We start from the raw sequence: 26,211 nt of genomic DNA, 5'->3' as shown, positions 1-26,211 counted from the left end.
TCGCTGCCTGCCTCCGATTTTGCCTGACAGCCCCCATTAGGGCGTACAATCACGCCTAAAATTAACTCTGCCGGACCTCCAGAGTCACTGGAGCGACCGTGCGCACGCCCTGACCACTTGGAGTAGCAGTAATGACATTGAGTTCCGTTTTTCACGACGTTTTGCAGTTCATGGCAACTGGCATTACCGATCTGTCCGCATGGCAAGTTTTCCTGTACACCATGGTGGTCACGCATATCACGATCGCCAGCGTCACGATTTACCTGCACCGCCACCAGGCCCACCGCGCGCTGGAATTGCATGCGATTCCCAGTCATTTCTTCCGTTTCTGGCTGTGGCTGACGACGGGCCAGGTCACCAAGGAGTGGGCGGCCATTCACCGCAAGCACCATGCCAAGTGCGATACGGAAGAAGATCCGCACAGCCCAGTGACGCGCGGCATCAAGAAAGTGTTTTGGGAGGGCGCCGAGCTGTACCGCGCTGAATCGAAGAACATGGAAACCATGGCCAAGTACGGCCACGGCACGCCGACGGACTGGATCGAGCGCAATCTGTACACCAAATACAGCTGGCTGGGCGTGGTGTCGCTGTTCGTCATCAATTTCATCCTGTTCGGCGTGATCGGCATTTCCGTGTGGGCCGTGCAAATGATGTGGATCCCGATCACGGCGGCCGGCATCATCAACGGCATCGGCCACTACTGGGGCTATCGCAACTACGACTGCGCCGATGCGGCCACCAACATCATTCCCTTCGGCATCCTGATCGGCGGCGAAGAGTTGCACAACAATCACCATACGTATGCCACGTCGGCCAAGCTGTCGTCGAAATGGTATGAAATCGATATCGGCTGGGGGTATATCCGCGCGCTGGAAATGCTGGGCCTGGCCAAGGTGAAGAAATTGGCGCCAGAACCGAAGTTCTCGCACGGCAAGCTGGAAGCGGACTTCGACACCTTGCAATCCGTCATCGCCAACCGCTACGACGTGATGGCCAAGTATGCGAAATCGATCAAGCATGCCTGGAAGGAAGAGCTGGAACACCTGAAGCACAAGGCCGAACTGGAAAAGCGCTTCCTGAAATCGTCGCGCAAGCTGATGCAGCGCGAACCGGGCAAGCTGGCCGATGCGCATCACGAACAGTTGTCGGAATTGTTCCAGCACAGCAAGGCGCTGGAAACCATGCACCACATGCGCGTGGAGCTGGGCGCCATCTGGGAACGTTCCCACTTTACGCGCGAGCAATTGCTGCAGAAGCTGCAAGACTGGTGTACGCGCGCCGAAGCGTCGGGCATCAAGTCGCTGCAGGATTTCTCCTTGCGCCTGCGCAGTTATGCATAATTAATACTGCGCCACATCAAGGCCCTGGTTTCCAGGGCTTTTTTTTCGCCTGGACAAAGGGAGGAGGGCGGCGTCAAAATCAAGGCGAAAAAAAACCGCTCATCGGAGCGGCTCTTTTTACAGAACACAATATCAATTACTTGATTTTGGTTTCTTTGTACGTTACGTGCTTGCGTGCTTTAGGATCGAATTTCATGATCTCCATTTTCGCAGGCGTCGTACGCTTGTTTTTGGTAGTCGTGTAGAAGTGACCCGTACCGGCGGTCGATTCTAACTTGATTTTGTCGCGGCCTGATTTTGCCATGATAGCTCCCTTATTCTGCTAATTAGACTTTTTCGCCACGAGCGCGCATATCGACCAATACGGCGTCGATGCCGACTTTATCGATGACGCGCAGACCGGCGTTGGACAAACGCAGGGAGACCCAGCGGTTTTCAGATTCAACAAAAATACGACGATTCTGCAAGTTAGGCAAAAAACGACGTTTGGTTTTGTTGTTTGCATGGGAAACATTGTTGCCGACCATCGGCTTCTTCCCAGTGACTTGGCAAACACGTGCCATGGCGCACTCCTTAAAGATATTCCAAATTGGAAAAACGAGAGTATATCCAAAATAAGCCGATTTATCAATGACTTGCGAAAAACAATTGTGTCATGTTGTATTGAAATAATTTAACAATTTGACTTTGACAGGTTTTCATGAGGCGGCCGCTTGTAAACCAGTGTGTTTACTGCTAGATAAGCGGCCTGGCATTTTCACGTATGTCCTTGTTTACACATGGTTAACTGACAATTGACCGCTGCCATGCCGCATCTGCCCTAGATCTGGCCGTGTTCCGCAAAGGAATGCACTTGCCGCCCGGCCACGACGAAATGGTCGAGGATGCGCACCTCCACCAGCGACAAGGCCTGCACCAGCGCGCGCGTCAGTAATAAATCCGATTCGCTGGGCTCGGGCGTGCCGGATGGGTGGTTGTGGGCCAGCATGACGCTGGCCGCGTTGTGCAGCAGCGCCTGCTTGACCACTTCGCGTGGATACACGCTGGTGTGGGTGAGGGTGCCGCGAAACATTTCCTGGGTCGTGATCAGGCGGTTCTTGACGTCCAAAAACAACACGTGAAACGCTTCATGCGCCAGGTGGCCCAGGGTCAGGCGCAAATAATCTTTGACGGCGTGCGGCGAATTGAGGGTCTGGCCTGCCTGCAAGTCCTCGAGGATGGCGCGCCGCGCCAGTTCCAGTACCGCTTGCAGCTGGGCAAACTTGGCGCTGCCCATGCCGTGTACGGCGGAAAAACTCTCGAGGCTGGCGCTAAACAGCCCACGCAGCGAACCGAAGTGTTCCACCGTGTCGCGCGCCAGTTCCACGGCGCTCTTGCCGCGCACGCCCGTGCGCAGGAACACGGCCAGCAATTCCGCGTCTGACAGCGATTGCGCGCCATCCTCGATCAGGCGTTCGCGCGGCCGTTCGCCGGCCGGCCAGTCCTTGATGCCCATGCTGTTCTCCTGTTTGGCACCGGCGCGTGCCCCAGCATGGCCTTCTTTGACGAAGCCATGGGGCAGGCGCGGCCAGTGTGGCTTACAATATCGTTTTGCACCAGTTACTTGAAAACTACTATGTCCAACGAGCAACCAGCAGTCGTCACCGAAGCGGCTTACCTTACCCTGCATTATCGTCTTGCTACTGTTGACGGTACTGATATTGTCACTACCTTCAGCGGTAATCCTGCTACTTTGATGCTGGGACAGGGCCAGTTGGCGCCATTCCTCGAACAGCGTTTGCTGGGCTTGCCTGAAGGCACGCACCAGACGTTCGAGCTGGCTGCGGGCGAAGGCTTTGGCGAGCGCAATCCCGAGCTGGTGCAGTCGGTCTCGCGCGCGACGCTGGACGAGAACTCGGTACCGGGCGCCGACTACAAGATCGGCGACCTGGTCGACTTCGCCGCGCCGGGCGGCGGCCGCTTTGCCGGCGTGCTGCGCGAAATGCGCGAGGACTCGGCCCTGTTTGACTTCAACCATCCGCTGGCCGGCCAGCCGCTGCGTTTTGAAGTCAAGCTCATCTCCGTCCTGTAAGGAGTAGCGATGGATAAAGAACTGTTACTGGCCCAGCCCCGCGGTTTTTGCGCTGGCGTCGACCGGGCGATCGAAATCGTCGAGCGCGCCTTGCAGCAATTTGGCGCACCGATCTATGTGCGTCATGAAATCGTCCACAACGCCTATGTGGTGGCCGACTTGCGCAACAAGGGCGCCATCTTCATCGACGACCTCGATGACGTGCCTGCTGGCAATACGCTCGTGTTTTCCGCCCATGGTGTGTCGAAAGCCGTGCGCGCCGAGGCGGAGTCCCGCGGCTTGAGCATTTTTGACGCGACTTGCCCGCTGGTCACCAAGGTGCACATGGAAGTGGGCAAGATGCGTCGCGAAGGCCGCGAGATCATCATGATCGGCCACGACGGCCATCCCGAGGTGGAAGGCACGATGGGCCAGGCCGATATGGGCATGCATTTGGTGGAAACGCTCGACGATGTGGCGAAATTGCAGGTCGCCAATCCGGAGAGCCTGGCCTATGTTTCGCAAACAACGTTGTCAGTTGACGACACTCGCGACATTATTGCGGCCTTGAAAGCGAAATATCCGAATATCGCCGAGCCGAAAAAAGGTGACATCTGCTACGCCACCACGAACCGCCAGGAAGCCGTGAAATTCATGGCCCCGCAAGTGGAAGTGGTGATCGTCGTCGGCAGCCCGAACAGCTCGAATTCGAACCGCTTGCGCGAAGTGGCCGAGAAGATGGGCACGCCAGCCTACATGGTCGACAATGCCTCGCAGATCGATCCCGCCTGGCTGGAAGGCAAGCTGCGCGTGGGTGTGACGGCTGGCGCCTCGGCGCCCGAGGTACTGGTGCAAGCCGTCATCGACCGCTTGAAAGAGTGCGGCGTGAAGAGCGTGCGCCCGCTCGACGGCGTGCAGGAAGCCGTCACGTTCCCGATGCCGAAAGGCCTCGACGGCCTCAAGCGCGACGTCGCCTGAGTCTGCAGGACGATTGAGTATCTATGAAATAGTTATTTCAAAACCGAATTTAATTCGGAAATGATCGATTTATTCCAAGCTTAGTTTTTGCAAAAGATCGTTATGATTGCCTCAAGCTTGAATATGTTGTCGTTATGACTAAGCAAGGTCACGCCCGTTTTAAGTGCGTGCACCATGCTGGTGAGAACGGTCCAGGGATGGCACTGCAGGAATTCTTCCTCCGGTGCCGTTTTTGTATCAGCGCCCCATGTTCTGGCGGAAGTTGTTCCCGAAAAATGCATATTTGATAGGGCAATCATGGATACATTCATCCAGCAGATCATTAACGGCTTGGTGTTGGGCAGCATGTATGCCTTAGTCGCCCTCGGTTACACCATGGTGTACGGCGTGTTGAACCTGATCAACTTCGCCCACGGCGACGTGCTCATGATCGGCGCCATGGTGGGCTTGACCATCCTCAAGCTGCTGGGCATTTATGTGCCGGACTGGCCCGGTTACCTGAAACTGGCCACCGCCATCCTCGGCGCCATTCCCATCTGCATTCTGGTTAACATCATCATCGAGCGGGTCGCCTACCGCCGCCTGCGCAACGCCCCCCGCCTCGCCCCCCTGATTACCGCCATCGGCGTTTCCATCCTGCTGCAAACCTTCGCCATGATGATCTGGACGCGCAATCCCTTGCCCTTCCCGCAATTGCTGTCGACCGACCCCATCAACATAGGCGGCGCCGTGATTTCGCAAACGCAAGTGCTGCTGCTTGCCCTGGCCGCGTTGTCGATGGGCGGCTTGGTGTTGCTGGTGGAAAAAACGAAAATGGGCCGCGCCATGCGCGCCACGGCGGAAAACCCACGCGTGGCGGGTCTCATGGGCGTCGATTCCGACAAGGTCATCGTTGCCACCTTTGCCATCGGCGCCGCGTTGGCGGCCGTGGCGGGCGTGATGTGGGGCGCCAACTATGCATCCATCCAGTTCTCCATGGGCGCCATTCCTGGCTTGAAGGCCTTCTGCGCGGCTGTGCTGGGCGGCATCGGTAATATTTATGGCGCCATGCTGGGCGGTATCTTGCTGGGCATTATCGAAAGCCTGGGCGCCGGCTATATCGGCGACATCACGGGTGGCTTCCTGGGCAGTCACTACCAGGATATCTTTGCCTTCGTCGTGCTGATCATCGTGCTGACCTTGCGCCCGTCCGGCATCATGGGCGAACGAGTGGCCGACCGTGCCTGATGTGAAACTGGGGAGATTAATCATGGCATTACTCGATTTCGACGCAAAAAAGAATCCCGCCAAGGCCTACGCCTGCATGCTGGGCCTGGCCGCGCTGCTGATGGTGTTCCCGTTTTTTGCCGCCCAGTTCGGCAACTCGTGGGTGCGCATCATCGACATGGCCTTGCTGTACATCATGCTGGCCCTGGGCTTGAACATCGTCGTCGGCTTTGCCGGCCTGCTCGACCTCGGCTACATCGCCTTTTACGCCGTGGGTGCCTACCTGACGGCCTTGCTGGCGTCGCCGCAGTTCGCCATCCTGCTCGAATCGGTGGTGAATCAATATCCGGTGCTGGGCGAAACACTGGTGCAGCTGATGGGGCCGGAAATCCGCGAAAACGGCATCCACCTGTCGATCTGGCTCATCGTGCCGCTGGCCGCTGCCGTGGCGGGCCTGTTCGGCGCCCTGCTGGGCGCGCCCACCTTGAAGTTGCGCGGCGACTATCTGGCCATCGTGACCCTGGGCTTTGGCGAAATCATCCGCATCTTCATGAACAATTTGAACGACCCGATCAATTTCACGAATGGGCCGCAAGGCATCAATCTGATCGATCCGATCCGCATCTTCGGCGTCAACCTGGCGGGCGAGGCGGGCACCAATAGCACCGTGACGGTGGCCGGTTTTTCCATGCCGTCCGTCAACGCCTATTACTTTTTGTTCCTCTTCCTGTGCATTGCAGTCGTGTTCGTCACCAAGCGGCTCCAGCATTCGCGCCTGGGCCGCGCCTGGGTGGCCATCCGCGAAGACGAGATCGCGGCCAAGGCCATGGGCATCAATACGCGCAACGTGAAATTGCTGGCCTTTTCCATGGGCGCCTCGTTTGGCGGCGTGGCTGGCGCCATGTTTGCCTCGTTCCAGGGCTTTGTCTCGCCGGAATCGTTCTCGCTGACGGAGTCGATCGCCGTGCTGGCCATGGTGGTGCTGGGTGGCATCGGCCATATCCCCGGCGTGATCCTCGGTGGCGTGATCCTCGCCTCGATACCGGAAGTGCTGCGCCATGTGGTGGAGCCGGCCCAGCAGGCGCTGTTCGGCCATGTGGTGATCGAGGCAGAAGTGCTGCGCCAACTGCTGTACGGCCTGGCGATGGTCTTGATCATGCTCAACCGTCCCGCCGGCCTGTGGCCATCGCCGAAGCACGAAGACCGGCCCGACCACGATGTGGACCAGCCGACTAAACCCACCGGCGTCGTGTCCGCTTAAACGAGGAAGCACCATGAGCGAACAGATCATTCTCAATATTGCCGGCGTGAACAAGCGATTTGGCGGCTTGCAAGCGCTCACCGACGTTGGCATTACCATCCGGCAAGGCCAGATCTACGGCTTGATCGGCCCGAACGGCGCCGGCAAGACGACCTTCTTCAATGTCATCACCGGCTTGTACCAGCCTGACACGGGCACCTTCGAACTGGCAGGCAAGCCGTATTCGCCGTCCGCTCCGCACAAGGTGGCGAAGGCAGGCATTGCCCGCACCTTCCAGAACATCCGCCTGTTTGGCGACATGACGGCGCTGGAAAACGTCATGGTGGGGCGCCACGTGCGTTCGCACCAGGGCGTGTTCGGCGCCATCTTCCGCCACAAGGCGGCGCGCGAGGAAGAGGCGTCCATCCGCCGGCGGGCGATGGAGTTGCTCGACTTCGTCGGCATCGCCCAGTTCGCCAACCGCACGGCGCGCTTTTTGTCGTATGGCGACCAGCGGCGCCTGGAAATCGCCCGCGCACTGGCCACCGATCCGACCCTGCTGGCGCTCGATGAGCCTGCGGCCGGCATGAACGCGACGGAAAAGCTGGCCCTGCGCGAGTTGCTGGTGAAAATCAAAGCCGAAGGCAAGACCGTACTGTTGATCGAGCACGACGTGAAACTGATGATGGGACTGTGCGACCGCATCACGGTGCTCGAGTATGGCAAGCGCATCGCGGAAGGCTTGCCGGCCGAAATACAACAAAACCCGGCCGTCATCGAGGCTTACCTGGGGGGATCGCACGCATGAGTAATGTATTGAAGGTGGCGGGCCTGCACGTGGCCTACGGCGGCATCAAGGCGGTTAAAGGCATCGACCTGGAAGTCAACGAGGGCGAGCTGATCGCCCTGATCGGCGCGAACGGCGCCGGCAAGACGACGACACTGAAAGCCATCACGGGCACTTTGCCCGCCTGCAAGGTGGAAGGCACGATCAGCTACCTGGGCGAGTCGCTCAAGGGCACGAAATCGTTTCACCTGGTGGAAAGGAAACTGGCCATGGTGCCGGAAGGGCGGGGCGTGTTTACCCGCATGTCGATTCGCGAAAACCTCATGATGGGCGCCTACACGCGCACGGACAAGGCCGGTGTCGAGGATGACATCGCCCGCTGGTTCGACGTGTTTCCCCGTCTGAAGGAAAGGGCGGCGCAGATGGCCGGCACCCTGTCCGGCGGTGAACAGCAGATGCTGGCCATGGCGCGCGCCCTGATGAGCCATCCAAAGCTGCTGCTGCTCGATGAGCCGTCGATGGGCTTGTCGCCCATCATGGTCGAGAAAATCTTCGAGGTGATCCGCAAGGTCTCATCTGAAGGCATCACGATCTTGCTGGTCGAACAGAATGCCCGTCTGGCCCTGCAGGCAGCGCACCGCGGCTATGTGATGGATTCCGGGCTGGTCACCATGGGCGGCAACGCGGCGGCCATGCTCGATGATCCGCGCGTGAAGGCGGCGTATCTGGGAGAGTAATCGCGTTCAGGAAAGTGTTCAGGCATAAAAAATGCCCCAGCTGGGCTGGGGCATAATGGCATCCGTCGGGGAAGTGCGGGATGGATGCCTGGAGGAGCTGGTAACAGCGGACCGCCGTAGCGGTCGCGCAATAATTACTTGGCAGTGCGCGGAACGGCTTTTTCAGCCGCTTGCGTGAACTGGTTCACTGCCGAGGTCAGGTTGGCTTCGATGGCTTCGACGGCTTGCTTGCTGGTTTTCGAGAATTGCTCGTAGCCTGCATTGGCGTTGCCGATGGCGCTTTTCAGGATGGCAACGGCGTTTTCCGAACCGGCTGGCGCGTTCTTGGTGACTTCTTCCACCAGGGACAGGACTTTGCGGTTGGTTTCAGCGATTTGCGATTCAGCAGCTTTGCTGAATTCAGCTTGCGTGCCGGACGTGATGGCAGCCAGGTGACGGCCGTAAGCGATGGCTTTTTCGGCGCTAGGCTGGGCTTGAGCAGCGCTCAGCGAGAAGAATTCTTGTGGATCTTTTGCCGACAGCAATTGCTTGGCGGCGGCGGTCGATTCTTCCAGCGTTGCCTTGGCAGCGGTCAGGTTCAGTTCGACGATCTTTTCGATGCCTTCGAAGGCTTTGCTCGTCAGCGACGAGAAAAGGGCGAATTGGGCTTCCAGGTTGGTTTTGGTAGCGGACGAAAATTGCTCAGGAATTGAAAACATATAAATCTCCAAAAAATCGAAATCTGGTTAATTTGATGCTGCGTGTACCGTTTGGGAAAGCAGGTGAATCTAAATTTTTCAAGCCGAACAAGAATTGTGCAACGCAACAAACCCTATTCTACGGTGAAAAAAACGTAAGTCAAGCGATTCTTGTGCGATGCAACAATTGAATAGATTTGGGTCAAAAGTCGTTGTTTCTAAAGAGAAATATTTGATTTCTGTGTGTTAATGGTTTGGACTTAAACTATCGTTTCCAGTGGCTACGGGGACGATCGCGGCGCAGCATGCTAGACTTTGTCTCCCGCACTGGCGCAGCGCCCCGGTGCCGATCCCGTTTCCCGAGTTGATACCATGTCCAATCTTCCCGCCGCGGCTGGCGCCAGCGGCAAAGCCCCCAAAGCCCCTTTCCTGACGACCCTGGCGCCGATGGCCTTGCCCGGCTTCTTTGTGTTGTTATGGAGCACAGGTTTTATTGTGGCCAAGTTCGGTTTGCCCTACGCGCCACCGCTGACCTTTTTGCTGCTGCGCTTCCTGGGTGTGCTGGTGATCCTGCTTCCTCTGGTGCTGCTGTTGCGCGCGCCGTGGCCGGTGGGCCAGTTCCGCCAGATTGCCGTGGCCGGCATCTTGATGCAGGCCGGCTACCTGGCAGGCGTCTGGTGCGCCATCAAACTGGGCATGCCTGCCGGCTTGTCCGCCCTGATCGTCGGTATGCAGCCTGTGCTGACGGCGTGCGCCGCGCCCCTGATCGGCGAATCCGTGCGCCCGCGCCAGTGGTTGGGCCTGTTCTTTGGCCTGCTGGGCGTGGCCCTCGTTGTGTATGCCAAGATCAACCTCGTGGGACTGACCGTGGAAAGCGTGCTGCTGTGCGTGTTCGCGCTGCTGTCGATGACGGCCGGCACCATGTATCAAAAACGCCACTGTCCGCAATTCGACTTGCGCACCGGCACGGTGGTGCAGTTTGCCGCCTCCATCGTGGTGGTCTTGCCGTTTGCCCTGTATTACGAAGGGCTGGATCTGCATTTCAGCAACGTGCAATGGACGGCGAATTTCATAGGCGCCTTGCTGTGGTCGGTACTCGTGCTGTCCATCGGCGCCATCTTCCTGCTGTTCGCCCTGATCCGCCGCAGCGACGCCACGAAAGTGACGGGCTTGCTGTACCTGACGCCGCCCACGACGGCCGTGATGGCCTGGCTGATGTTTGGTGAAGCGTTCAATATGCTGGGCATCGCCGGCATGCTGGTGGCCGTGGTCGGCGTGGTATTTGTGGTCAAGAAATAGTATAGATATAGCGGGAGAGCAGGGCAGTGAGCAAGCAAGCATCTGAAACACCGTCGGCGCAGCAAGCCGTGGACGCCGTCATTCTGTCGCGCCGTTCGATCCGCGCCTTCCTGCCCACCCCGGTGGCGCAGGACGATATCGCGCGCATCCTGGAAGTGGCCGCGCGCGCGCCCTCGGGCGCCAACATGCAGCCGTGGAAAGTGTACGTGCTGTCGGGCGAGGCCCGCCTGCGCCTGTCGCGCCGCATCCTCGCCGCCTATGCCGCACCGAAAGCGCCCGATGCCCCCGCGCGCCCTGCGTCGTACATCTATTACCCGCGCCAGTGGACGGCGCCGTTCATCGAGCGCCGCCGCAAGATCGGCCTGGACCTGTACCAGCTGCTGGGCCTGGAGCGGGGCGACACGGCCGGTATGGCTGCCCAGCATGGACGCAATTTCCAGTTTTTCGATGCGCCCGTCGGCCTGATCTTTACCATCGAGCGTGTGCTGGAGCAGGGTTCCTGGCTCGACTACGGGATGTTTTTGCAAAACATCATGCTGGCGGCGCGCGCGCGGGGGCTCGACACCTGCCCGCAAGCCGCCTTCATTCATTACCATGACATCATCCGCGACGAGCTGGGCGTGCCGGCCAGCGAAATGGTGGTGTGCGGCATGGCCCTCGGCCATGCCGACCCGGACAAGATCGAAAACCGCTTGAGCACGGAACGCGAGCCGTTGGCCGGCTTTGTTAAATTCATGGACCAATAGACACTCTAGCGATCTGCACAGCCAAACAGCCGGTTAAGAATGAGATTGTTTGCGGATCGCTAACGTTTTGTATTTCGTTGCTGCAATAAATACTGTCCTAACTGTTAAATAGGCTTGCGATTACTCTGCATTTCGCTACACTACAATGAGGCAACAGCTTCACGGGGAATTATCGAATGGCTAAGTTTAAACTTGCGCTGGGTATCCTGGCTTCCCTGCTGTTTGCACTGGCGCCGGCTGCGGCCGTGCACGCCAAGGAAGCGAACGGCAAATCCTCAGCCGCGAAGAAACACACTACCAAGAAAATCAAGGTCGTGCTGCGCAATGGCGCGACGGCCGCGCCGCGCGAAAAGACCGTGCGCCGGGTCGTCATGGTGCGCGGCAAACGCAAGGTCATCTATCAAAAAATCAGCAGCGTGGCCGTGCCCATGGCCGCACCGATGCCGACCATGGGCGACCTGGCCGGCCTGAACCTCACGCGCGATCCGCTCGACCTCAAGTCGAGCGTGGCGCTGGTGCTGGACCAGAGCAATGCGGAAGTGCTGTTTGAAAAGAATTCGAATGTCGCCCTGCCCATCGCCTCCATCACCAAGATGATGACGGGCCTGGTGGTGGTCGAAGCGCGGCAGGACATGGATGAGGTGCTGACGATCACGGACGAGGACGTCGACCGCGCCAAGTTCAGCAGCTCGCGCCTGAAAGTGGGCGCGCAATTGACGCGCGCGAATATGCTGCACATCGCCCTGATGAGCTCGGAAAACCGCGCCGCCTCGGCACTGGGCCGCAATTATCCGGGCGGCTTGCCGGCGTTTGTCGACGCCATGAACAGCAAGGCGCGCCAACTGGGCATGATGGATACGCATTACGTCGATTCCAGCGGCTTGTCGAAAATGAATGTGGCCAGCGCGCGCGACCTGGGCAAGCTGGCCATGGCCGCCTTCCGGCATCCGCTACTGCGTGAGTACTCGACGGATCCGAAAGCCATCGTCGAAGCCAGTGGCCAGCCCATGCAGTTTGGCAATACGAATCACCTGGTGGCCAATCCGGGCTGGGAGATCGGCTTGCAAAAGACGGGTTTCATCAATGAGGCGGGACGTTGTTTGATGATGCAGGCTGTCATCGAAGGACGGGCCGTGATCATGGTCTTCCTCGACTCCAAGGGGAAACAGTCGCGTACGGCCGATGCGGGCCGTATGCGCAAATGGCTGGAGGCCTTGAAACCTGCCAACATGAGCCTGCCAGGCGGTTAATGCAGAAGGCTATCGTTACGACGCCTGACAAAACCGTAGCGAGCGGTAGTGATTTGTGGCTAAGAAGCGCAACCGTACTCTAGTACGGTGAGCATCGCAGGCCGCAAAGCGCGCCGCGTAGTAGGTTTGGTCAGGCGTTCTCAGTCTTGCGGGATATAGCCAAGCGTGACGGAAATCTGGTTCGCTGTTTCCACCAGGTCCACCAGCCACTCATCCTGCAGGCGGTCGGCAGGCGCCGAGATCGACAGTCCGGCAATCAGCTTGCCCGAATCGTCGCGGATGCCGGCGGCCATGCAGCGCACGCCCAGTTCCAGCTCTTCATTGTCGCGCGCATAGCCGCGTTCGCGCACCAGGCTCAGCTCGCGCTCGAGCTTTTGCAGATCCGTGATGGAATTCTTGTTGTGTCCGGCCAAGCCCGTGCGCGTGGCATACGCGCGGATGGCTTTTGGTTCGTCGACGGAGAGGAATAATTTACCTGTCGAGGTCAGGTGCAGCGGGCCGCGGCCGCCGATGGCGCGCACCACCTGCATGCCGGAGCGCTCGGAAAAGGCGCGGTCGATATAGACGATCTCGTCGCCCTGACGCACGGACAGGTTGATGGTTTGCTGGGTTTTCTTGTGCAACTGGCGCATGAAGTCCAGCGCCGCTTCGCGCACGCTGAGGCGGCTTTTCACCACATTGCCCAGTTCCAACAGGCGCATGCCCAGCCGGTACGTGCCCGGTTCGATGCGGTCGACAAAGCGCGTCAGCACCATATCGTTGAGGATGCGGTGCGCTGTCGAGGGGTGCAAGCCGGAGACCTTGGATAATTCCTTCAGGCTGACCGGGTCGGAATATTTGGCCAGGGCATCGAGCAGGGCGACCATGCGTTCGATCACCTGGATCGTCGTCTTCGGGGCAGCGACCGGTTCAATTTTCATGATGGATTTGGTGCAATGCAGTATTCATGCTTCTTTATACCATGATGTGAAAAAATAGTGAAATGTTCCGAGATATTCAGCGAATGAATGGTCACACTGCTATGCCGCCCCCATAATGTGCCCACTGCCTGCTTTACATATGGAAAACTATGCAACCTGTAAATGAATTCAAAAGTAAAAGTGGCTTGAAACGGATATTTTCCGCCTTTTTCTACTCGCTCGATGGCTTGAAAGCAGCCTGGCGCCATGAACACGCGTTCCGCCAGGAACTCGGTTTGTTCGTCGTCGGCACCGTGATCGCCTTGTTGCTGCGCATCTCTGCCTTTGAAAAACTGGTATTGATCGGCGTGCTGCTGCTGGTTTTGATCATCGAACTGATTAATTCGGCAATCGAAGCCGTGGTCGACCGCATCTCGCTGGACCGCCATCCGCTGTCGAAAAACGCCAAGGATTTCGGCAGCGCCGCCGTGCTGCTGACCTGCATCCTGGCCTTCGCCACGTGGTCCGTAGTGCTGTTCAACCGTTTTTATTAACCGCTAAATCCCCGTTGCGTGCCGTCCATATGCGAAAAACGCATATCAAACGGCGAAACGCTTCGTTCTCTTTGCGGCCATAGCGCCGTAATCTGGTGGCTCTGAAAGTTCAACTACACGGGGATCTTAGATGCTGTCGAAAAAAATCATCATTGCCGCCGCCATCAGCGCGTTTGCCCTTCTGCAAACGGCGCAGGCTGCCGATATCACCCTGCTCAACGTGTCGTATGACCCGACGCGCGAGCTGTATCAGGATGTGAACACGGCGTTTGCCAAGGAGTGGAAAGGCAAGACGGGCGACAACGTCAAGATCAAGCAATCGCATGGCGGTTCCGGCAAGCAGGCGCGCGCCGTCATCGATGGCCTGGAAGCGGACGTCGTGACCCTGGCCCTGGCCTACGACATCGACGCGCTGGCCGAGCACAAGCTGCTGGCCACAGACTGGCAAAAGCGCTTGACGCACAACAGCTCGCCTTACACCTCGACCATCGTGTTCCTCGTGCGCAAGGGCAATCCGAAAGGCATCAAGGATTGGAACGACCTGATCAAGCCGGGCGTGTCCGTCATCACGCCGAATCCGAAAACCTCGGGCGGCGCCCGCTGGAACCATCTGGCCGCCTGGGGTTACGCCTTGCGCCAGCCGGGTGGTAATGAAGCCAAGGCCAAGGATTTCCTCGGCAAGCTGTATAAAAACGTGCCCGTACTCGATTCCGGCGCACGCGGCGCCACCACCACTTTCGTTGAACGTGGCATCGGCGACGTGCTGATCGCCTGGGAAAACGAGGCTTACCTGGCCGTCAAGGAACTGGGCCCGACCAAGTTCGACATCATCACACCTTCCGTCAGCATCCTGGCCGAGCCACCCGTCGCCGTCGTCGACAAGTTTGCCGACAAGCACGGCACGCGCAAGGTGGCCGAGGCTTACCTGAACTACCTGTACACGGACGAAGCGCAAGACATCATCGCCAAGAATTACTACCGTCCGGCCACGGACAAGGCGGCGAAGAAATACGCATCGCAGTTCGCCAAGGTCAACCTGTTCACCATCGAGCAAGTGGCGGGCGGCTGGACTGCGGCACAGAAGGCGCACTTTGCCGACGGCGGCATCTTCGACCAGATTTATCAACCGAAATAATCAATCATGGCAGGCGCAAGCCTGCCTGTGCTGATTTTTTAAGGATCCATCATGGCGCTGCGCAGCTTTTCCGATTACCGGGTACTGATCGTGCCGGGCTTGCATAACAGCGGTCCCGAGCATTGGCAGAGCCGCTGGCAGCGCCTGTATCCGCAATTCGAACGGGTCGAGCAGGATGACTGGAACGAACCCGACCTGGCCACCTGGTCGGCGCGCCTGGACCATGTGCGGCGACAAGATGCGCGCCCGACCCTGATCGTCGCCCATAGTTTCGGCTGCCTGACGACGGCACACAGCCTGGCCCGCGACCCGCAGGGCGTGGCCGGCGTGCTGCTGGTGGGGCCGGCCGATCCGGACAAGTTTGGCGTGGCGAAGGCCTTGCCGCAAAAGCGGCTGCCTTGCCCCGGCATATTGATCGCCAGCCAGACGGACCCGTGGATGACGGCCGAACACGCGGCGCAGTGGGCACGGCGCTGGAATTGCAAGTATATTGATGGCGGTGCGCTGGGCCATATCAACGCCGAGTCGCGCCTTGGCGACTGGGTCTATGGCCAGGCGCAACTGCAAACACTGTTTGATCTGGCGCAAAGCGACAAACGCCACCGTCAGGCAGCCTGATTCGACGAACATCCCGCCACACAAACTCTCAAGGAGATCACGATGACTTTACGCCTGGGCGATGTCGCCCCTGATTTTGAACAAGACAGCTCGATCGGCACGCTCAAGTTCCACGAGTGGGCTGGCGATTCCTGGGTGGTGCTGTTTTCCCACCCGGCCGACTTTACCCCCGTGTGCACGACGGAACTGGGCCTGACGGCCAAGCTCAAGCCGGAATTCGACAAACGCAACGTGAAGGCCATCGCCCTGTCCGTGGACGCGGCCGAGTCGCACAAGAGCTGGATCAAGGATATCGAAGAGACGCAAAACACGGTGGTGGGCTTCCCCATCATCGCCGACGTCGACAAGAAAGTGTCGGTGCTGTACGACATGATCCACCCGGAACAGTCCGTCACGGCCACCGTGCGCTCCGTCTTCATCGTCGACCCGAACAAGAAGGTGCGCCTGATCCTCACGTATCCGCTGAGCACGGGCCGCAACTTCAATGAAATCCTGCGCGTCATCGATGCCCTGCAACTGACGGACGGCTACACCGTGGCCACGCCCGGCAACTGGAAAGATGGCGACGACGTGATCATTCCCTTGACCGTGCAAGACCCGGATGTGATCAAGCAGAAATATCCGAAGGGCTTTACGGCCGCCAAGCCATACCTGCGCCTGACGCCGCAGCCAAATAAATAAAAGTTTTTACTTTTACAAAAAACGCACCTCGCCGGTGCGTTTTTTTTTGCCCGCAGATTCTGCAAGCAAGTATGCAAAATCCATCTAAGCAAATGAGAAATGGTTAGTTCTTTTTATAACGATTGCATGTGATTATTGCGCCCTATAACTCAAAAATGTAATAAGAAGGAGTTTCTATGTCTGCAGCATCAGCAGCACCGCTCAAGGCGCGCGGAGCGCCATTTCGGGTCATGCCGGGGTTTAAGCTATCACTGGGCTTCACGCTCTTTTACCTGGCCTTGATCGTTCTCATTCCGCTGTCGTCGGTGTTCCTGAAAACCTTCACCATGACATGGGACGCCTTCTTCAGCGCCGTCACGTCCGAGCGCGTGATGGCGTCGTACCGCCTGACGTTCGGCGCCTCGCTGATCGCCGCCCTGCTGAACGTGGTGTTTGGCGGCATCCTGGCCTGGGTGCTGGTGCGCTATAAATTCCCCGGCAAGCGCATCATCGACGCGCTGGTCGACTTGCCGTTCGCCTTGCCGACGGCCGTGGCCGGCATCACCCTGACAGCCCTGTATTCCTCGAACGGCTGGTTCGGCCAGTTCATCGAAGGCGTGCTGGGCATCAAGGTGGCGTTTACGCCGCTGGGCGTGGTGGTGGCGCTGACCTTCATCGGCTTGCCGTTTGTCGTGCGCACCGTGCAACCGGTGCTGGAAGACGCGGAAAAGGAACTGGAAGAAGCGGCCGCCAGCCTGGGCGCCAATTCCCTGCAAACGTTTCTTCGCGTCATCTTCCCGACAATTATGCCCTCGCTGCTGACGGGCTTTGCGCTGGCCTTTGCCCGTGCCACGGGCGAGTACGGTTCCGTGATCTTTATCGCCGGCAATATGCCGATGGTGTCGGAAATCACGCCGCTGTTCATTATTACCAAGCTGGAGCAATACGATTACGCAGGCGCCACGGCCATCGCCGTGGTGATGCTGGTGGTGTCCTTCCTGCTGTTGTTGACGATTAACCTGCTGCAAGCATGGACGCGCGGAAAGGCGAAGAAATCATGAGTACGAATACGACTGCCATCGCTGGCGTGGACAATGCACGACCGACAGCGCGCCGTTTTGAGCCGAATGTCGGTCCCGTCGTGCTGGAACCTTTGTGGGTGCGCACGGTATTGATCACCATCGCCTTGCTGTTTCTGACGACCTTCCTGATCGTGCCCCTGGTGGCTGTGTTTGCGGAAGCGTTCAAGAAGGGCTGGGAAGCGTATATCGCCGCCATCATCGATCCGGACGCGATTTCCGCTATTAAATTGACCCTGATCACGGCCGCCATCGCCGTGCCGCTGAATCTGGTCTTCGGCGTGGCCGCTTCCTGGTGCATCGCCAAGTTCGAATTCCGCGGCAAGAGCATTTTGCTGACCCTGATCGACTTGCCGTTTTCCGTCTCGCCCGTGATTTCCGGCCTGATCTATGTGCTGATGTTTGGCGCCCAAGGCTGGTTCGGTCCGTGGCTGCAGGCGCACGACATCAAGATCCTGTTTGCCGTGCCCGGCATCGTGCTGGCCACCATCTTCATCACCTTCCCGTTTGTGGCGCGCGAACTGATCCCGCTGATGCAATCGCAGGGCAGCGAAGAGGAAGAGGCCGCCATCGTGCTGGGCGCCTCGGGCTGGAATACTTTCCGCAGAGTCACCTTGCCAAATATCAAGTGGGGGCTGCTGTATGGCGTGATCCTGTGTAATGCCCGCGCCATGGGCGAGTTCGGCGCCGTGTCCGTCGTCTCCGGCCATATCCGTGGCGAAACCAACACCATGCCTTTGCAGGTGGAGATTCTGTACAACGAGTACAACTTCGCCGCCGCGTTTGCCGTCGCCTCCCTGCTGGCCTTGCTGGCGCTGGTGACCCTGGCCTTGAAAGCTTTCATTGAGTGGCGTTTGAACGAGAGCGACGCCGACGATTCCGCCTTACGTTCTACGGAGCACTGATCATGACCATCGCAGTTAAAAACATCCACAAGCGTTTCGGCGATTTCGTCGCCCTCGACAATATCTCGCTGGACTTTCCCGCCGGCGAATTGACGGCCTTGCTGGGCCCGTCCGGTTGCGGCAAGACCACCTTGCTGCGCATTATTGCCGGCCTCGAGCATCCGGACAGCGGCCAGGTGCTGCTGGACGCGGAAGATGCGTCGAACCGCCACGTGCGCGAGCGGCAAGTGGGTTTTGTGTTTCAACACTATGCGCTGTTCAAGCACATGACGGTGTTCGAGAACGTGGCCTTCGGCTTGCGCGTGAAGTCGCGCAGCGAGCGCCCGTCGGAAGACCAGATCCGCCGCAAGGTGAAAGATTTGCTGGAACTGGTACAGCTGGACTGGCTGGCCGACCGCTATCCGCCGCAACTGTCGGGCGGGCAACGCCAGCGTATCGCCCTGGCGCGCGCGTTGGCTGTCGAGCCCCGCGTGCTGTTGCTGGACGAACCGTTCGGCGCTTTGGATGCCAAGGTGCGCAAGGAATTGCGCCGCTGGTTGCGCCGCCTGCACGACGACTTGCACGTCACCAGCATTTTCGTCACGCATGACCAGGAAGAAGCGCTGGAAGTGGCGGACCAGGTCGTGCTGATGAACAAGGGCACCGTCGAGCAACTCGGTTCCCCGGAGCAAGTCTACAACCACCCGGCCTCACCCTTCGTGTATGGCTTCCTGGGCAACGTCAACCTGTTCCACGGCCGCGTGCACGACGGCGTGATGGCGACCGGTGACGCCAGCTTCGAAGTGCCCGATTACGCGGGCGTGAGCGACAGCAAGGGCACGGCCTATGTGCGTCCCCACGACCTGGAAATCGACCGCTACACGCAGGGCGCCGAAGGCATCGTCGTGAAACTGAGCCGCGCGCATGCGATCGGCCCGCTGGCCCAGCTGGACTTGCAGCGCGTCGATAACAGCGAACTGATCGAAGCAGTGATGTCGAACGAGCGCTTCAGCCATTTACAGTTGAAGGAAGGCGAGACCTTGGTTGTCCGCCCGAAACGCCTGCACGTGTTCGTCGAACCAACAAGAACCTAAGAGGCTGGAACACCATGAATTTTCAACAATTGCGATCGATCCGCGAAGCGGCGCGCCGCGGCTATAACCTGACGGAAGTGGCCAACGCCCTGTTCACGTCGCAGCCGGGCGTGAGCCGGCAAATCCGCGAACTCGAGGATGAGCTGGGCGTGGTGATTTTCGAGCGCAACGGCAAGCGATTGACGGGCTTGACGGAGCCGGGCAAGGGCATCCTGAAGATCGTCGACCGCCTCTTGATTGAGGCGGAAAACCTGCAGCAGGCCAGCCTCGAATACAGCGGCCAGACCAGCGGCACCTTGTCCGTGGCGGCGACGCACACGCAGGCGCGCTATGCGCTGCCGAAAGTGGTGCAGGGTTTCCGCGCCGCTTTCCCCGACGTGCGCATTGCGCTACAACAAAGCGCGCCCGAGCACATCGCGGAATGGGTGCTGTCGGGCAAGACCGACATCGGCATTGCCACGGAAGGCTTGAGCCAGTTTCCCGACCTCGTGTCGTTCCCGTGCTACCGCTGGAGCCATCTGATCGTCGTGCCCGACGGCCATCCGCTGCTCGAGCACTCGCCGATCCGCCTGGAAGACCTGGCGAAATACCCGTTGATTACCTACGACAAGGGCTTCACGGGCCGCGGTCATATCGACGATGCGTTTGCCAAGGCGGGCGTGGCCACCGACATCATCCTCACGGCCATGGATTCGGACGTCATCAAACAATACGTGGCGCTGGGCCTGGGCGTGGGCATCGTGGCCTCCATGGCTTTCGATCATGGTCGTGACAAGGGCTTGCGGGCGGTGGAAGCGTCGCACCTGTTCGCCACCAACACGACGCGCCTGGCAGTGCGCCGCGGCGCCTACCTGCGGGCCTATGCCTACGAGTTCATCCTGCAGCTGGCGCCGGATTTGACGCGCGAAGACATCGACCGCGCCATGGCGGGAGAGGACGCCCTCTAGGCGATGGCTGCCCGCTGCGCGCGCGTCAGGCTGGCCACGGCGCGTGCGTAGCTAGCCTGTACCAGTTCCGCCAGGTAATCAGCCGGGAAGCGCGCCACATCGACGATCGTCACCCAGTGAAAGCGGCCCATGTAACGGGCCGGTTTCACGCCGGGCATGTCCGTCAGTTCGATAAAGCGCTCCGCGCCGACCCGCAGGCTGAAGCGCCACTGTTCCGGTGCGCTGGTCTTAAAATAGGCAAACTTCTTGCCGCCCACTTCAACCACGAGGATGTTCGACGGCGCACCGTACAGCACGGCTTGCGCGCCGGGCAGGGCCGCGCAAAATTCCTTCAGTTCATCTGTTGTCATTCTTCAACCGCCATGAATTGTTGCGTGTTGTGGTCGAAAGCATAGGCTGACCCGGCCGGAGAATTCAGCAGGCGGATGAAACGGTCATCCACGCTGAGCACGGCGCCCAGCGACACGAGCGCCACGTTGGCGCTGTCGTTGATGTAGTCGTCGCTTTCGTCGTTGGCCGTGAAGCGCCAGCCGCTGTCGTCGGCATTGTCGGGTTCCTCGCGGTACAGATAGCCGACGGGCGCGCCATCTTCCAGCACGCGTTTTGTAACGAAGCACAGGGCTGCGTAGCGGTTGACGAGGTTATCGTCATCGTCGTGCTGGGTATTGATGATGTGGCGCGCCGTGAAGGCGATGGGGTCTTTGGCGTGCAAATCGGCGATGTAGCCGGGCATGTTGTCGAGCTTGCCGGTGAAGTGCCCATGCGGCTCGATCGTCTCCACCAGCACCCACATGCGTTCGGCACCCGGCGCCTGCGGATCGTCGCTGTGGAAGGCGAAGATCAGCTTGACCACGTCGCCGGGACGCACTTGGGCGATGGCCTCGGGCGGTGATTTATAGAAGGTGTAGGGGTGGCGCGCCGCCAGTTCGGCAGCGTCGGCCAGGTGCCAGCTGGGCATGGTTATCCGTCATCAAGAAGAGTAAGGCCCATGGTAGCCGATTGCAGGCCAGGATGGCCACCCGTACGCCAGGGGGGAGGCCGGAATAAAAAACGGGAGGCAGATGCCTCCCGTGCTGCGTTGCTACTTTTCTGTTACCAGCTATAACCCGCCTTGGCGTAGTAATAGCGGCCGTTGAAGCCGTTCGGCGCGAAGATGCTGTATGGCTGAGTGCCGTTGACGCTCAGGTTGCCAGCGCTTGTCACTTGCGCCGGGTAGCGGTTGGTGACGTTGTCGATGCCGGCCACCAGACGCCAGTTCTTGCCCAGTTTCACGGAACCGGACACGTCCAGCACCCATTGCGGGTCATACGTCTGGTCCAGCTTGACGTCGTTTTGCGGCACGGTGAAGCTGCCGTAGCGCGTCACTACGCCGTGTGCATTCCAGATGCCGAAGCCATAGTCGGCGGCCAGACTGAACTTGTCCTTTGGCGACGCCACCGTGATGCGGTCGATGCTCTGGCGGTCGATCAGTTTCAGGTTGTTGGCCGTCAGGATGGCCGGATTGTCGGCGATTTTCCGTACCGTGCTCTTGTTATGGTTGTAAGCCACGGTGAGGTCCAGGCGGTCCTTGTCCTGCAGGTCGATGCGGTAGGTGCTGACGATGTCCACGCCTTCCGTGCGCGTATCGACGGCGTTGGTGAAGTAGCGTCCCGAGCCCACCGGCGTGCCCTGCGCGGCCAGGATGTTCTTCAAAGCATTGCTGAGGATCAGATTGGCCGAGAACAGGATGCGGTTGTCGATGTCGATGCGGTAGGCGTCCACTGTCGTCGTGAAGTTGCGGCTAGGCTGGAACTGCAGTCCCAGGCTATAGTTGCGGGCCTTTTCCGGTTTCAGGTCCTGTGCGCCCAGAGCGCGCGCCTGCGGCGTATTGACGGCGAAGGTGCCTGTCTCGATCGGCGTGTTGACGCCGTTGACGACCTGGAAGTTGGTGGTGGTGATGGTGTAGTACTGCTGCGCCAGCGATGGCGCGCGGAAGCCGCTCGACACGGTGCCGCGCAGGGACAGGGCATCGGTGAACGAGTAGCGCGCCGAACCCTTGGCCGAGGTGGTGCTGCCGAAGTCGCTATAGCGCTCATGGCGCAGGGCCACGCCACCGGACAGTTTTTTCGTCGCTTCCGCTTCCAGGTTCACATAGATCGACTCGTTGTGGCGCGAGTGGCTGCCTGCGTTGGCCGGACGGAAGCCGGCAAAGCCTTGCGAGCCGCCGCCCGTGTACGACGCTTCGTCGCCTGCACCGATGCTGTATTTTTCATGGCGCGCTTCGGCACCGACAGCGACAGTCAGCGGTCCCGTAAAGTAAGAGACGGGAAATTCGCGCGCCGCATCGAGGTTGAACACGGTCTGTTCATTTTTCAGCGAGCCGGCATAGAAATGCGTGGGGCTGCTTGCGCCCAGCGACTGGTTGACCGTGTTGTCCAGGTCCAGTTCGAACTTGTTGCTGCCGTAATTGATGCTGGCATCCCAGCGCCAGCCGGCCGCTTCGCCGCGCAAGCCCGTGACGATGGACTGGTCGGTCAGAGTGCTGTTTTGCAATGGCAAGAAGCCTTCCGGGAAGAGCGGCGTGCGCTGGACGAACAGCTTCGAATTATTCGGGTCCTGGATCAGGGCCGTGCGCCAGGTGGCGGCGGCCGAGGTGTCGCGCTTGCCGTAGTTGCCGAAGGCGTACCAGTCCACATTGTCATTGATGTGGTATTCGCTGTTGAGGAAAATCGTTGCCGGCTTGCTTTTCGGATCACCATAGCGCTGGTTGACCTTGCCATAGCGCGGCTCCAGCGGATTGCGGAAATCGGCGCCGGCGCGGTTGGTCGGGTCGCGTTCGGCCACTTCGGCCGAAACACGCACCCAGCCGTCGTTGCCCAGGGCGAAGCCGGCCGAACCCTTGATGGATTTTTGCTTGCCGTCGCGTTCCTGCGTCTGGCCATAGCCCACTTCGATATCGCCGCCGGCCGCGCCTTTTTTCAGGATGATGTTGATCACGCCGGCAATCGCGTCAGAGCCGTACTGGGCCGCCGCACCATCGCGCAGCACTTCGACGTGGTCGATGGCGGCCAGGGGAATGGCGTTCAGGTCGACGGGCGCCGAGCCGCGGCCCAGCGAGCCGTTGACGTTGACGACGGCCGAGGTATAGCGGCGCTTGCCGTTCACCAGCACCAGGGTCTGGTCGGGCGACAGGCCGCGCAGCTGAGCTGGACGCACGGCGTCGCTGGCGTCGGCGCCCGTGGCGCGGGCGAAGTTCAGCGATGGCAGCAGGCGCGCCAGCACGGTGGCCAGTTCGGCCGAACCCGTGCTTTGCAGGTCGCGCGAGGTGAGGATGTCGATCGGCGATTCGGAATCGATGGTGCGGCGGTTCTTGGCGAAGGTGCCGGTGACCACCACCGATTGCAATTCACCTTCGGCCGGCAGCTCTTGCTGCGCTTGCGCCTGCATGGGCAGGCTGAAGCAGGCGATCAGGCTGGCGGCGATAACGGTTTTCAAGGGGAGGGCGGGAATCTGGGAGCGGGCAGTGCTTGAACTCATCGACGATATCTCTTCGGTTGGTGGTTGCGCGAACCATGGCGGTCCGGTGATGCAATCAGATTAACAGTGGGCACTTGGCAGGCTTACGAATCGTTCTGTCTATCGATATGCAATAAATATCTGAAACACGCCAAAATGGCGCGAGTAGCGCATATGGCCTCGTATCCAGCATACGACCGGGCATGGCAAGGCCGCAATGCTGCACAGCAGTAAATTGTTAGCTGTTGTATAAATACGACTATGTGCGACGAGAGTGGGTAGTCTGGCGCTACGTTGCGTTGAGCTGCGCCGCCAGACGGAGGGCGTTTACTGTCCCGGATTCGGCAGGCTGGCGTGGATGGCATCGACAGCCGCCACCAGTTCTGGCGACAAGATGACTTGATGGGCATCGATATTTTGCTGCAACTGCGCCACGCTGGTGGCGCCGATGATGGTCGAGGCCACGAACCAGCGCGTGTAGCACCAGGCCAGTGCCAGCTGCGCCGGGGTCAAACCGTGCGCGCGGGCCAGCGCCGCATACTGGCTGGCTGCCGCGATGGTGGCGGGGCGCACGTAGCGGGGACTCCAGCCGGCCGGGAAGCGCGTCAGGCGGCCCTTGGCCTGCGGATCGTCGAGGTATTTCGCCGTCAGCTGGCCGAACGCCAGCGGGCTGTAGGCCAGCAAGCCGACGTTCTCGCGGTGGCAGGTTTCGTCGAGCAGGCTCGTCTCGAAATGGCGCGCCGTCAGGTTGTACAGGTTCTGGATGGACGCGATGCGGGGCAAGCCTTTCAGCTCGGCTTGCTTGATATATTCGCATACGCCCCACGACGATTCGTTCGACACGCCGATGTGGCCAATCTTGCCTTCCTCGACCAGCTTGCCCAACACGGCCAAAGTGTCTTCGATGGCAACCGAGGCGTGTTCCTTGCGCGGGTTGTACACGCTGGCGCCGAAGATGGGCAGGTTGCGGCTGGGCCAGTGCAACTGGTACAGGTCGATGTGTTCCGTCTGCAGCCGGCGCAAGCTGTCTTCGACGGCGGCGCGGATGTTGGCCGCGTCGTGGTCCGTCTTGCCCTTGCGTATCCAGTGCATGCGCGAGTTCGGCCCGGCCACCTTGCTGGCCAGCACGATGTCGCTGCGCCTGCCGCTCTTCTTCAGCCAGCTGCCAATGTAGCGCTCGGTGCTGCCCTGCGTCTGGGCGCTGGCCATCACCGGATACATTTCTGCCGTGTCGATGAAGTTGATGCCCCGCTCGAGCGCGTAATCGAGCTGGCTGTGCGCTTCGGCTTCGCTATTTTGCTCGCCGAAGGTCATCGTGCCCAGGCAGATCCGGCTTACTTCCAGGTTGCTGGATCCCAGCTTGACCTTGTTGATCATTTCGCCTGTTTGCCGTGCAGCGCGCGGGCGCAATCCTTGATCAAGGCCGGACCGGCGTAAATCAGGCCGCTGTAAAGCTGCACCAGCTGCGCACCTGCCTCGAACTTGGCCACGGCGTCGCTGCCTTGCATGATGCCGCCCACGCCGATGATGGGCAGCGCGTCGCCCAGTTCCGCCTTCAGCAAACGGATGACATTGTTCGACAGTTCGAACACGGGCGCGCCCGACAGGCCGCCCGCTTCCGCGCCGTGCGGCATGCCTTCGACGGCGCTGCGCGACAGGGTCGTGTTTGTGGCGATGACGCCGTCGATCCGGTGGCGCGTGAGCGAGTCGGCTATGCTTTTCACCTGTTCTCCATCCATGTCCGGGGCGATCTTGAGGGCCAGCGGCACGTAGCGTTTGTGCTTGTCCGCCAGGCGCGCCTGCGCTTCCTTCAGTTGCGACAGCAGGGCGTCGAGTTCGGACGCGCCCTGCAGCTGGCGCAGGTTCTTGGTGTTTGGCGACGAGATATTGACCGTCACATAGCTGGCGTAGGGGTAGACTTTTTCCAGGCACAGCAGATAGTCGTCGGCCGCCCGTTCGATGGGCGTGTCGGCGTTCTTGCCGATGTTCAGGCCCAGCACGCCGGCGCGGTTCTGGTAAAACTTCGACGCCTGCACGTTGGCGACAAAGGCGTCCACGCCGCCATTGTTAAAGCCCATGCGGTTGATGATGCCCTGCGCCTGCGGCAGGCGGAACATGCGCGGTTTCGGATTGCCCGCCTGCGCGCGCGGCGTGACGGTGCCCACTTCGATGGAGCCAAAGCCCAGGTCGGCCAGCGCATCGATGTACGCGCCATCCTTGTCCAGGCCAGCGGCCAGGCCCACGGGATTGGGGAAGGTGATGCCCATCACCGTGCGCGGATCGGCTGCAGGTTTGCCGGCCAGCTTCGTCAGGCCCAGCGCGCCAGCGCGTTTCAGGGCAGGCAGGGTGAGATGGTGGGCCGCTTCGGCATCCATCGAAAACAGCAGCGGGCGGGCGAGGGAGTACAGGAATTTTTCAGACATGGGGCGCTTTGAGTAGGTGTGCGGGCCGCCGGGAAAGGCTGGCGGCGCGCGAAATAAGTGGCGTATTTTACCGTGTTCCACGCGGCTGCCGGGTGTATAGTTCTTGTTGGTTT

The 26,211-nt window shown here is 59.9% G+C and carries 29 protein-coding genes; 18 read left to right on the top strand and 11 right to left on the bottom strand.

From position 1 onward, the window contains the following. Positions 1-131 precede the first annotated feature (131 nt). Positions 132-1,340 (top strand): DesA family fatty acid desaturase, encoded by a 1,209-nt coding sequence (locus ACQ4WY_RS09045; RefSeq protein WP_436503687.1) that lies wholly within the window; start codon positions 132-134, stop codon positions 1,338-1,340. Positions 1,341-1,476: 136 nt separating this feature from the next. Here the strand turns inward: ACQ4WY_RS09045 and rpmG are convergent, their stop codons facing one another. From rpmG to radC, 3 genes are all read right to left on the bottom strand, one after another. Then, positions 1,477-1,644, bottom strand: a complete 168-nt coding sequence (gene rpmG / locus ACQ4WY_RS09040; RefSeq protein ID WP_010400929.1) for a 50S ribosomal protein L33 — start codon at positions 1,642-1,644, stop codon at positions 1,477-1,479. Between the two features lie 22 nt (positions 1,645-1,666). After that, a complete protein-coding gene (rpmB, locus tag ACQ4WY_RS09035) occupies positions 1,667-1,903 on the bottom strand; it encodes a 50S ribosomal protein L28 (protein ID WP_010400928.1) in 237 nt (78 codons plus the stop codon). A 257-nt stretch (positions 1,904-2,160) separates the two neighbouring features. Next, a complete protein-coding gene (gene radC, locus ACQ4WY_RS09030; protein WP_436503686.1) occupies positions 2,161-2,835 on the bottom strand; it encodes a RadC family protein in 675 nt (224 codons plus the stop codon). A gap of 120 nt (positions 2,836-2,955) precedes the next feature. Between radC and ACQ4WY_RS09025 the strand changes: the two genes are divergently transcribed. Both ACQ4WY_RS09025 and ispH read left to right on the top strand, forming a co-directional pair. After that, the gene (locus ACQ4WY_RS09025; RefSeq protein WP_070224501.1) at positions 2,956-3,411 is read left to right on the top strand and encodes an FKBP-type peptidyl-prolyl cis-trans isomerase; all 456 of its coding nucleotides are present in this window, start codon (positions 2,956-2,958) and stop codon (positions 3,409-3,411) included. A 9-nt stretch (positions 3,412-3,420) separates the two neighbouring features. Then, the gene (gene ispH, locus ACQ4WY_RS09020; RefSeq protein WP_436503685.1) at positions 3,421-4,368 is read left to right on the top strand and encodes a 4-hydroxy-3-methylbut-2-enyl diphosphate reductase; all 948 of its coding nucleotides are present in this window, start codon (positions 3,421-3,423) and stop codon (positions 4,366-4,368) included. An 80-nt stretch (positions 4,369-4,448) separates the two neighbouring features. Here the strand turns inward: ispH and ACQ4WY_RS09015 are convergent, their stop codons facing one another. Then, a complete protein-coding gene (locus ACQ4WY_RS09015; protein ID WP_070281343.1) occupies positions 4,449-4,667 on the bottom strand; it encodes a hypothetical protein in 219 nt (72 codons plus the stop codon). Between ACQ4WY_RS09015 and ACQ4WY_RS09010 the strand changes: the two genes are divergently transcribed. From ACQ4WY_RS09010 to ACQ4WY_RS08995, 4 genes are read left to right on the top strand one after another with little or no spacing between them, the layout of a single operon-like run. Then, positions 4,666-5,595, top strand: a complete 930-nt coding sequence (locus ACQ4WY_RS09010; RefSeq protein WP_034785168.1) for a branched-chain amino acid ABC transporter permease — start codon at positions 4,666-4,668, stop codon at positions 5,593-5,595. The two genes, ACQ4WY_RS09015 and ACQ4WY_RS09010, sit on opposite strands and share 2 nt — an antisense overlap. 22 nt (positions 5,596-5,617) lie before the next feature. Beyond that, positions 5,618-6,835, top strand: a complete 1,218-nt coding sequence (locus tag ACQ4WY_RS09005) for an ABC transporter permease subunit (protein WP_436503684.1) — start codon at positions 5,618-5,620, stop codon at positions 6,833-6,835. A gap of 13 nt (positions 6,836-6,848) precedes the next feature. Further along, complete coding sequence (locus ACQ4WY_RS09000) at positions 6,849-7,622, top strand: ABC transporter ATP-binding protein (protein WP_131689619.1); 774 nt, start codon at positions 6,849-6,851, stop codon at positions 7,620-7,622. After that, entirely contained in the window at positions 7,619-8,338 is a 720-nt protein-coding gene (locus tag ACQ4WY_RS08995; RefSeq protein ID WP_353660299.1) for an ABC transporter ATP-binding protein, read from the top strand. Before ACQ4WY_RS09000 ends, ACQ4WY_RS08995 begins: the two co-directional genes overlap by 4 nt. Before the next feature lie 134 nt (positions 8,339-8,472). Here the strand turns inward: ACQ4WY_RS08995 and ACQ4WY_RS08990 are convergent, their stop codons facing one another. Continuing rightward, a complete protein-coding gene (locus ACQ4WY_RS08990; protein ID WP_353660300.1) occupies positions 8,473-9,036 on the bottom strand; it encodes a phasin family protein in 564 nt (187 codons plus the stop codon). 351 nt (positions 9,037-9,387) lie between these two features. On the opposite strand from ACQ4WY_RS08990, the gene ACQ4WY_RS08985 reads away from it, so the two are divergent. The 3 genes from ACQ4WY_RS08985 to ACQ4WY_RS08975 all read left to right on the top strand — a co-directional run bounded on the left by ACQ4WY_RS08985 (position 9,388) and on the right by ACQ4WY_RS08975 (position 12,310). Next, positions 9,388-10,314 (top strand): DMT family transporter, encoded by a 927-nt coding sequence (locus ACQ4WY_RS08985; protein WP_353660301.1) that lies wholly within the window; start codon positions 9,388-9,390, stop codon positions 10,312-10,314. Between the two features lie 26 nt (positions 10,315-10,340). Continuing rightward, the gene (locus tag ACQ4WY_RS08980; protein WP_436503682.1) at positions 10,341-11,060 is read left to right on the top strand and encodes a nitroreductase; all 720 of its coding nucleotides are present in this window, start codon (positions 10,341-10,343) and stop codon (positions 11,058-11,060) included. Positions 11,061-11,236: 176 nt separating this feature from the next. After that, positions 11,237-12,310 carry a serine hydrolase gene (locus ACQ4WY_RS08975; RefSeq protein WP_353660303.1) on the top strand — a complete coding sequence of 358 codons (1,074 nt, stop codon included), beginning with the start codon at positions 11,237-11,239 and terminating at the stop codon, positions 12,308-12,310. Between the two features lie 140 nt (positions 12,311-12,450). On the opposite strand, the gene ACQ4WY_RS08970 is transcribed toward ACQ4WY_RS08975, so the two are convergent. After that, a complete protein-coding gene (locus ACQ4WY_RS08970; RefSeq protein ID WP_034785179.1) occupies positions 12,451-13,230 on the bottom strand; it encodes an IclR family transcriptional regulator in 780 nt (259 codons plus the stop codon). A gap of 149 nt (positions 13,231-13,379) precedes the next feature. Here ACQ4WY_RS08970 and ACQ4WY_RS08965 point away from each other — a divergent pair, with 149 nt between their 5' ends. The 8 genes from ACQ4WY_RS08965 (at position 13,380) to ACQ4WY_RS08930 (ending at position 20,180) form a co-directional block, all read left to right on the top strand. Continuing rightward, complete coding sequence (locus tag ACQ4WY_RS08965) at positions 13,380-13,763, top strand: diacylglycerol kinase (protein ID WP_436503681.1); 384 nt, start codon at positions 13,380-13,382, stop codon at positions 13,761-13,763. 130 nt (positions 13,764-13,893) lie between these two features. Then, entirely contained in the window at positions 13,894-14,898 is a 1,005-nt protein-coding gene (locus ACQ4WY_RS08960; RefSeq protein WP_436503680.1) for a sulfate ABC transporter substrate-binding protein, read from the top strand. 51 nt (positions 14,899-14,949) lie between these two features. Next, entirely contained in the window at positions 14,950-15,516 is a 567-nt protein-coding gene (locus ACQ4WY_RS08955) for an RBBP9/YdeN family alpha/beta hydrolase (protein ID WP_436503679.1), read from the top strand. Positions 15,517-15,558: 42 nt separating this feature from the next. Next, the gene (locus ACQ4WY_RS08950; RefSeq protein ID WP_353660305.1) at positions 15,559-16,197 is read left to right on the top strand and encodes a peroxiredoxin; all 639 of its coding nucleotides are present in this window, start codon (positions 15,559-15,561) and stop codon (positions 16,195-16,197) included. A gap of 230 nt (positions 16,198-16,427) precedes the next feature. Beyond that, a complete protein-coding gene (cysT, locus tag ACQ4WY_RS08945) occupies positions 16,428-17,237 on the top strand; it encodes a sulfate ABC transporter permease subunit CysT (protein ID WP_436504420.1) in 810 nt (269 codons plus the stop codon). Continuing rightward, positions 17,234-18,160 (top strand): sulfate ABC transporter permease subunit CysW, encoded by a 927-nt coding sequence (cysW, locus tag ACQ4WY_RS08940; RefSeq protein ID WP_436503678.1) that lies wholly within the window; start codon positions 17,234-17,236, stop codon positions 18,158-18,160. The genes cysT and cysW overlap by 4 nt, the downstream gene beginning before the upstream one ends. A 2-nt stretch (positions 18,161-18,162) precedes the next feature. Continuing rightward, the gene (locus ACQ4WY_RS08935; RefSeq protein ID WP_071075790.1) at positions 18,163-19,233 is read left to right on the top strand and encodes a sulfate/molybdate ABC transporter ATP-binding protein; all 1,071 of its coding nucleotides are present in this window, start codon (positions 18,163-18,165) and stop codon (positions 19,231-19,233) included. 14 nt (positions 19,234-19,247) lie between these two features. Then, positions 19,248-20,180: a CysB family HTH-type transcriptional regulator gene (locus tag ACQ4WY_RS08930; protein WP_436503677.1), complete on the top strand. Its 933-nt coding sequence runs from the start codon at positions 19,248-19,250 to the stop codon at positions 20,178-20,180. On the opposite strand, the gene ACQ4WY_RS08925 is transcribed toward ACQ4WY_RS08930, so the two are convergent. The 5 genes from ACQ4WY_RS08925 to ACQ4WY_RS08905 all read right to left on the bottom strand — a co-directional run bounded on the left by ACQ4WY_RS08925 (position 20,177) and on the right by ACQ4WY_RS08905 (position 26,098). Further along, positions 20,177-20,530, bottom strand: a complete 354-nt coding sequence (locus tag ACQ4WY_RS08925; RefSeq protein ID WP_436503676.1) for an MmcQ/YjbR family DNA-binding protein — start codon at positions 20,528-20,530, stop codon at positions 20,177-20,179. The two genes, ACQ4WY_RS08930 and ACQ4WY_RS08925, sit on opposite strands and share 4 nt — an antisense overlap. Continuing rightward, on the bottom strand, positions 20,527-21,138 hold the full coding sequence (locus tag ACQ4WY_RS08920; protein ID WP_436503675.1) for an immunity protein Imm33 domain-containing protein: 612 nt from the start codon (positions 21,136-21,138) through the stop codon (positions 20,527-20,529). Before ACQ4WY_RS08920 ends, ACQ4WY_RS08925 begins: the two co-directional genes overlap by 4 nt. 134 nt (positions 21,139-21,272) lie before the next feature. Then, a complete protein-coding gene (locus ACQ4WY_RS08915; protein WP_436503674.1) occupies positions 21,273-23,696 on the bottom strand; it encodes a TonB-dependent receptor plug domain-containing protein in 2,424 nt (807 codons plus the stop codon). Between the two features lie 306 nt (positions 23,697-24,002). Continuing rightward, positions 24,003-25,049, bottom strand: a complete 1,047-nt coding sequence (locus tag ACQ4WY_RS08910) for an aldo/keto reductase (protein ID WP_436504419.1) — start codon at positions 25,047-25,049, stop codon at positions 24,003-24,005. Further along, positions 25,049-26,098 (bottom strand): quinone-dependent dihydroorotate dehydrogenase, encoded by a 1,050-nt coding sequence (locus ACQ4WY_RS08905; protein ID WP_353660310.1) that lies wholly within the window; start codon positions 26,096-26,098, stop codon positions 25,049-25,051. The genes ACQ4WY_RS08910 and ACQ4WY_RS08905 overlap by 1 nt, the downstream gene beginning before the upstream one ends. Positions 26,099-26,211: the final 113 nt, after the last annotated feature.

This window comes from Janthinobacterium salmonicoloratum (genome assembly GCF_051380845.1).
Lineage (GTDB): Bacteria > Pseudomonadota > Gammaproteobacteria > Burkholderiales > Burkholderiaceae_D > Janthinobacterium > Janthinobacterium lividum_F.
Note: the sequence above shows the minus strand (reverse complement) of the source record. Positions and strands in the feature narration are given on the sequence as shown.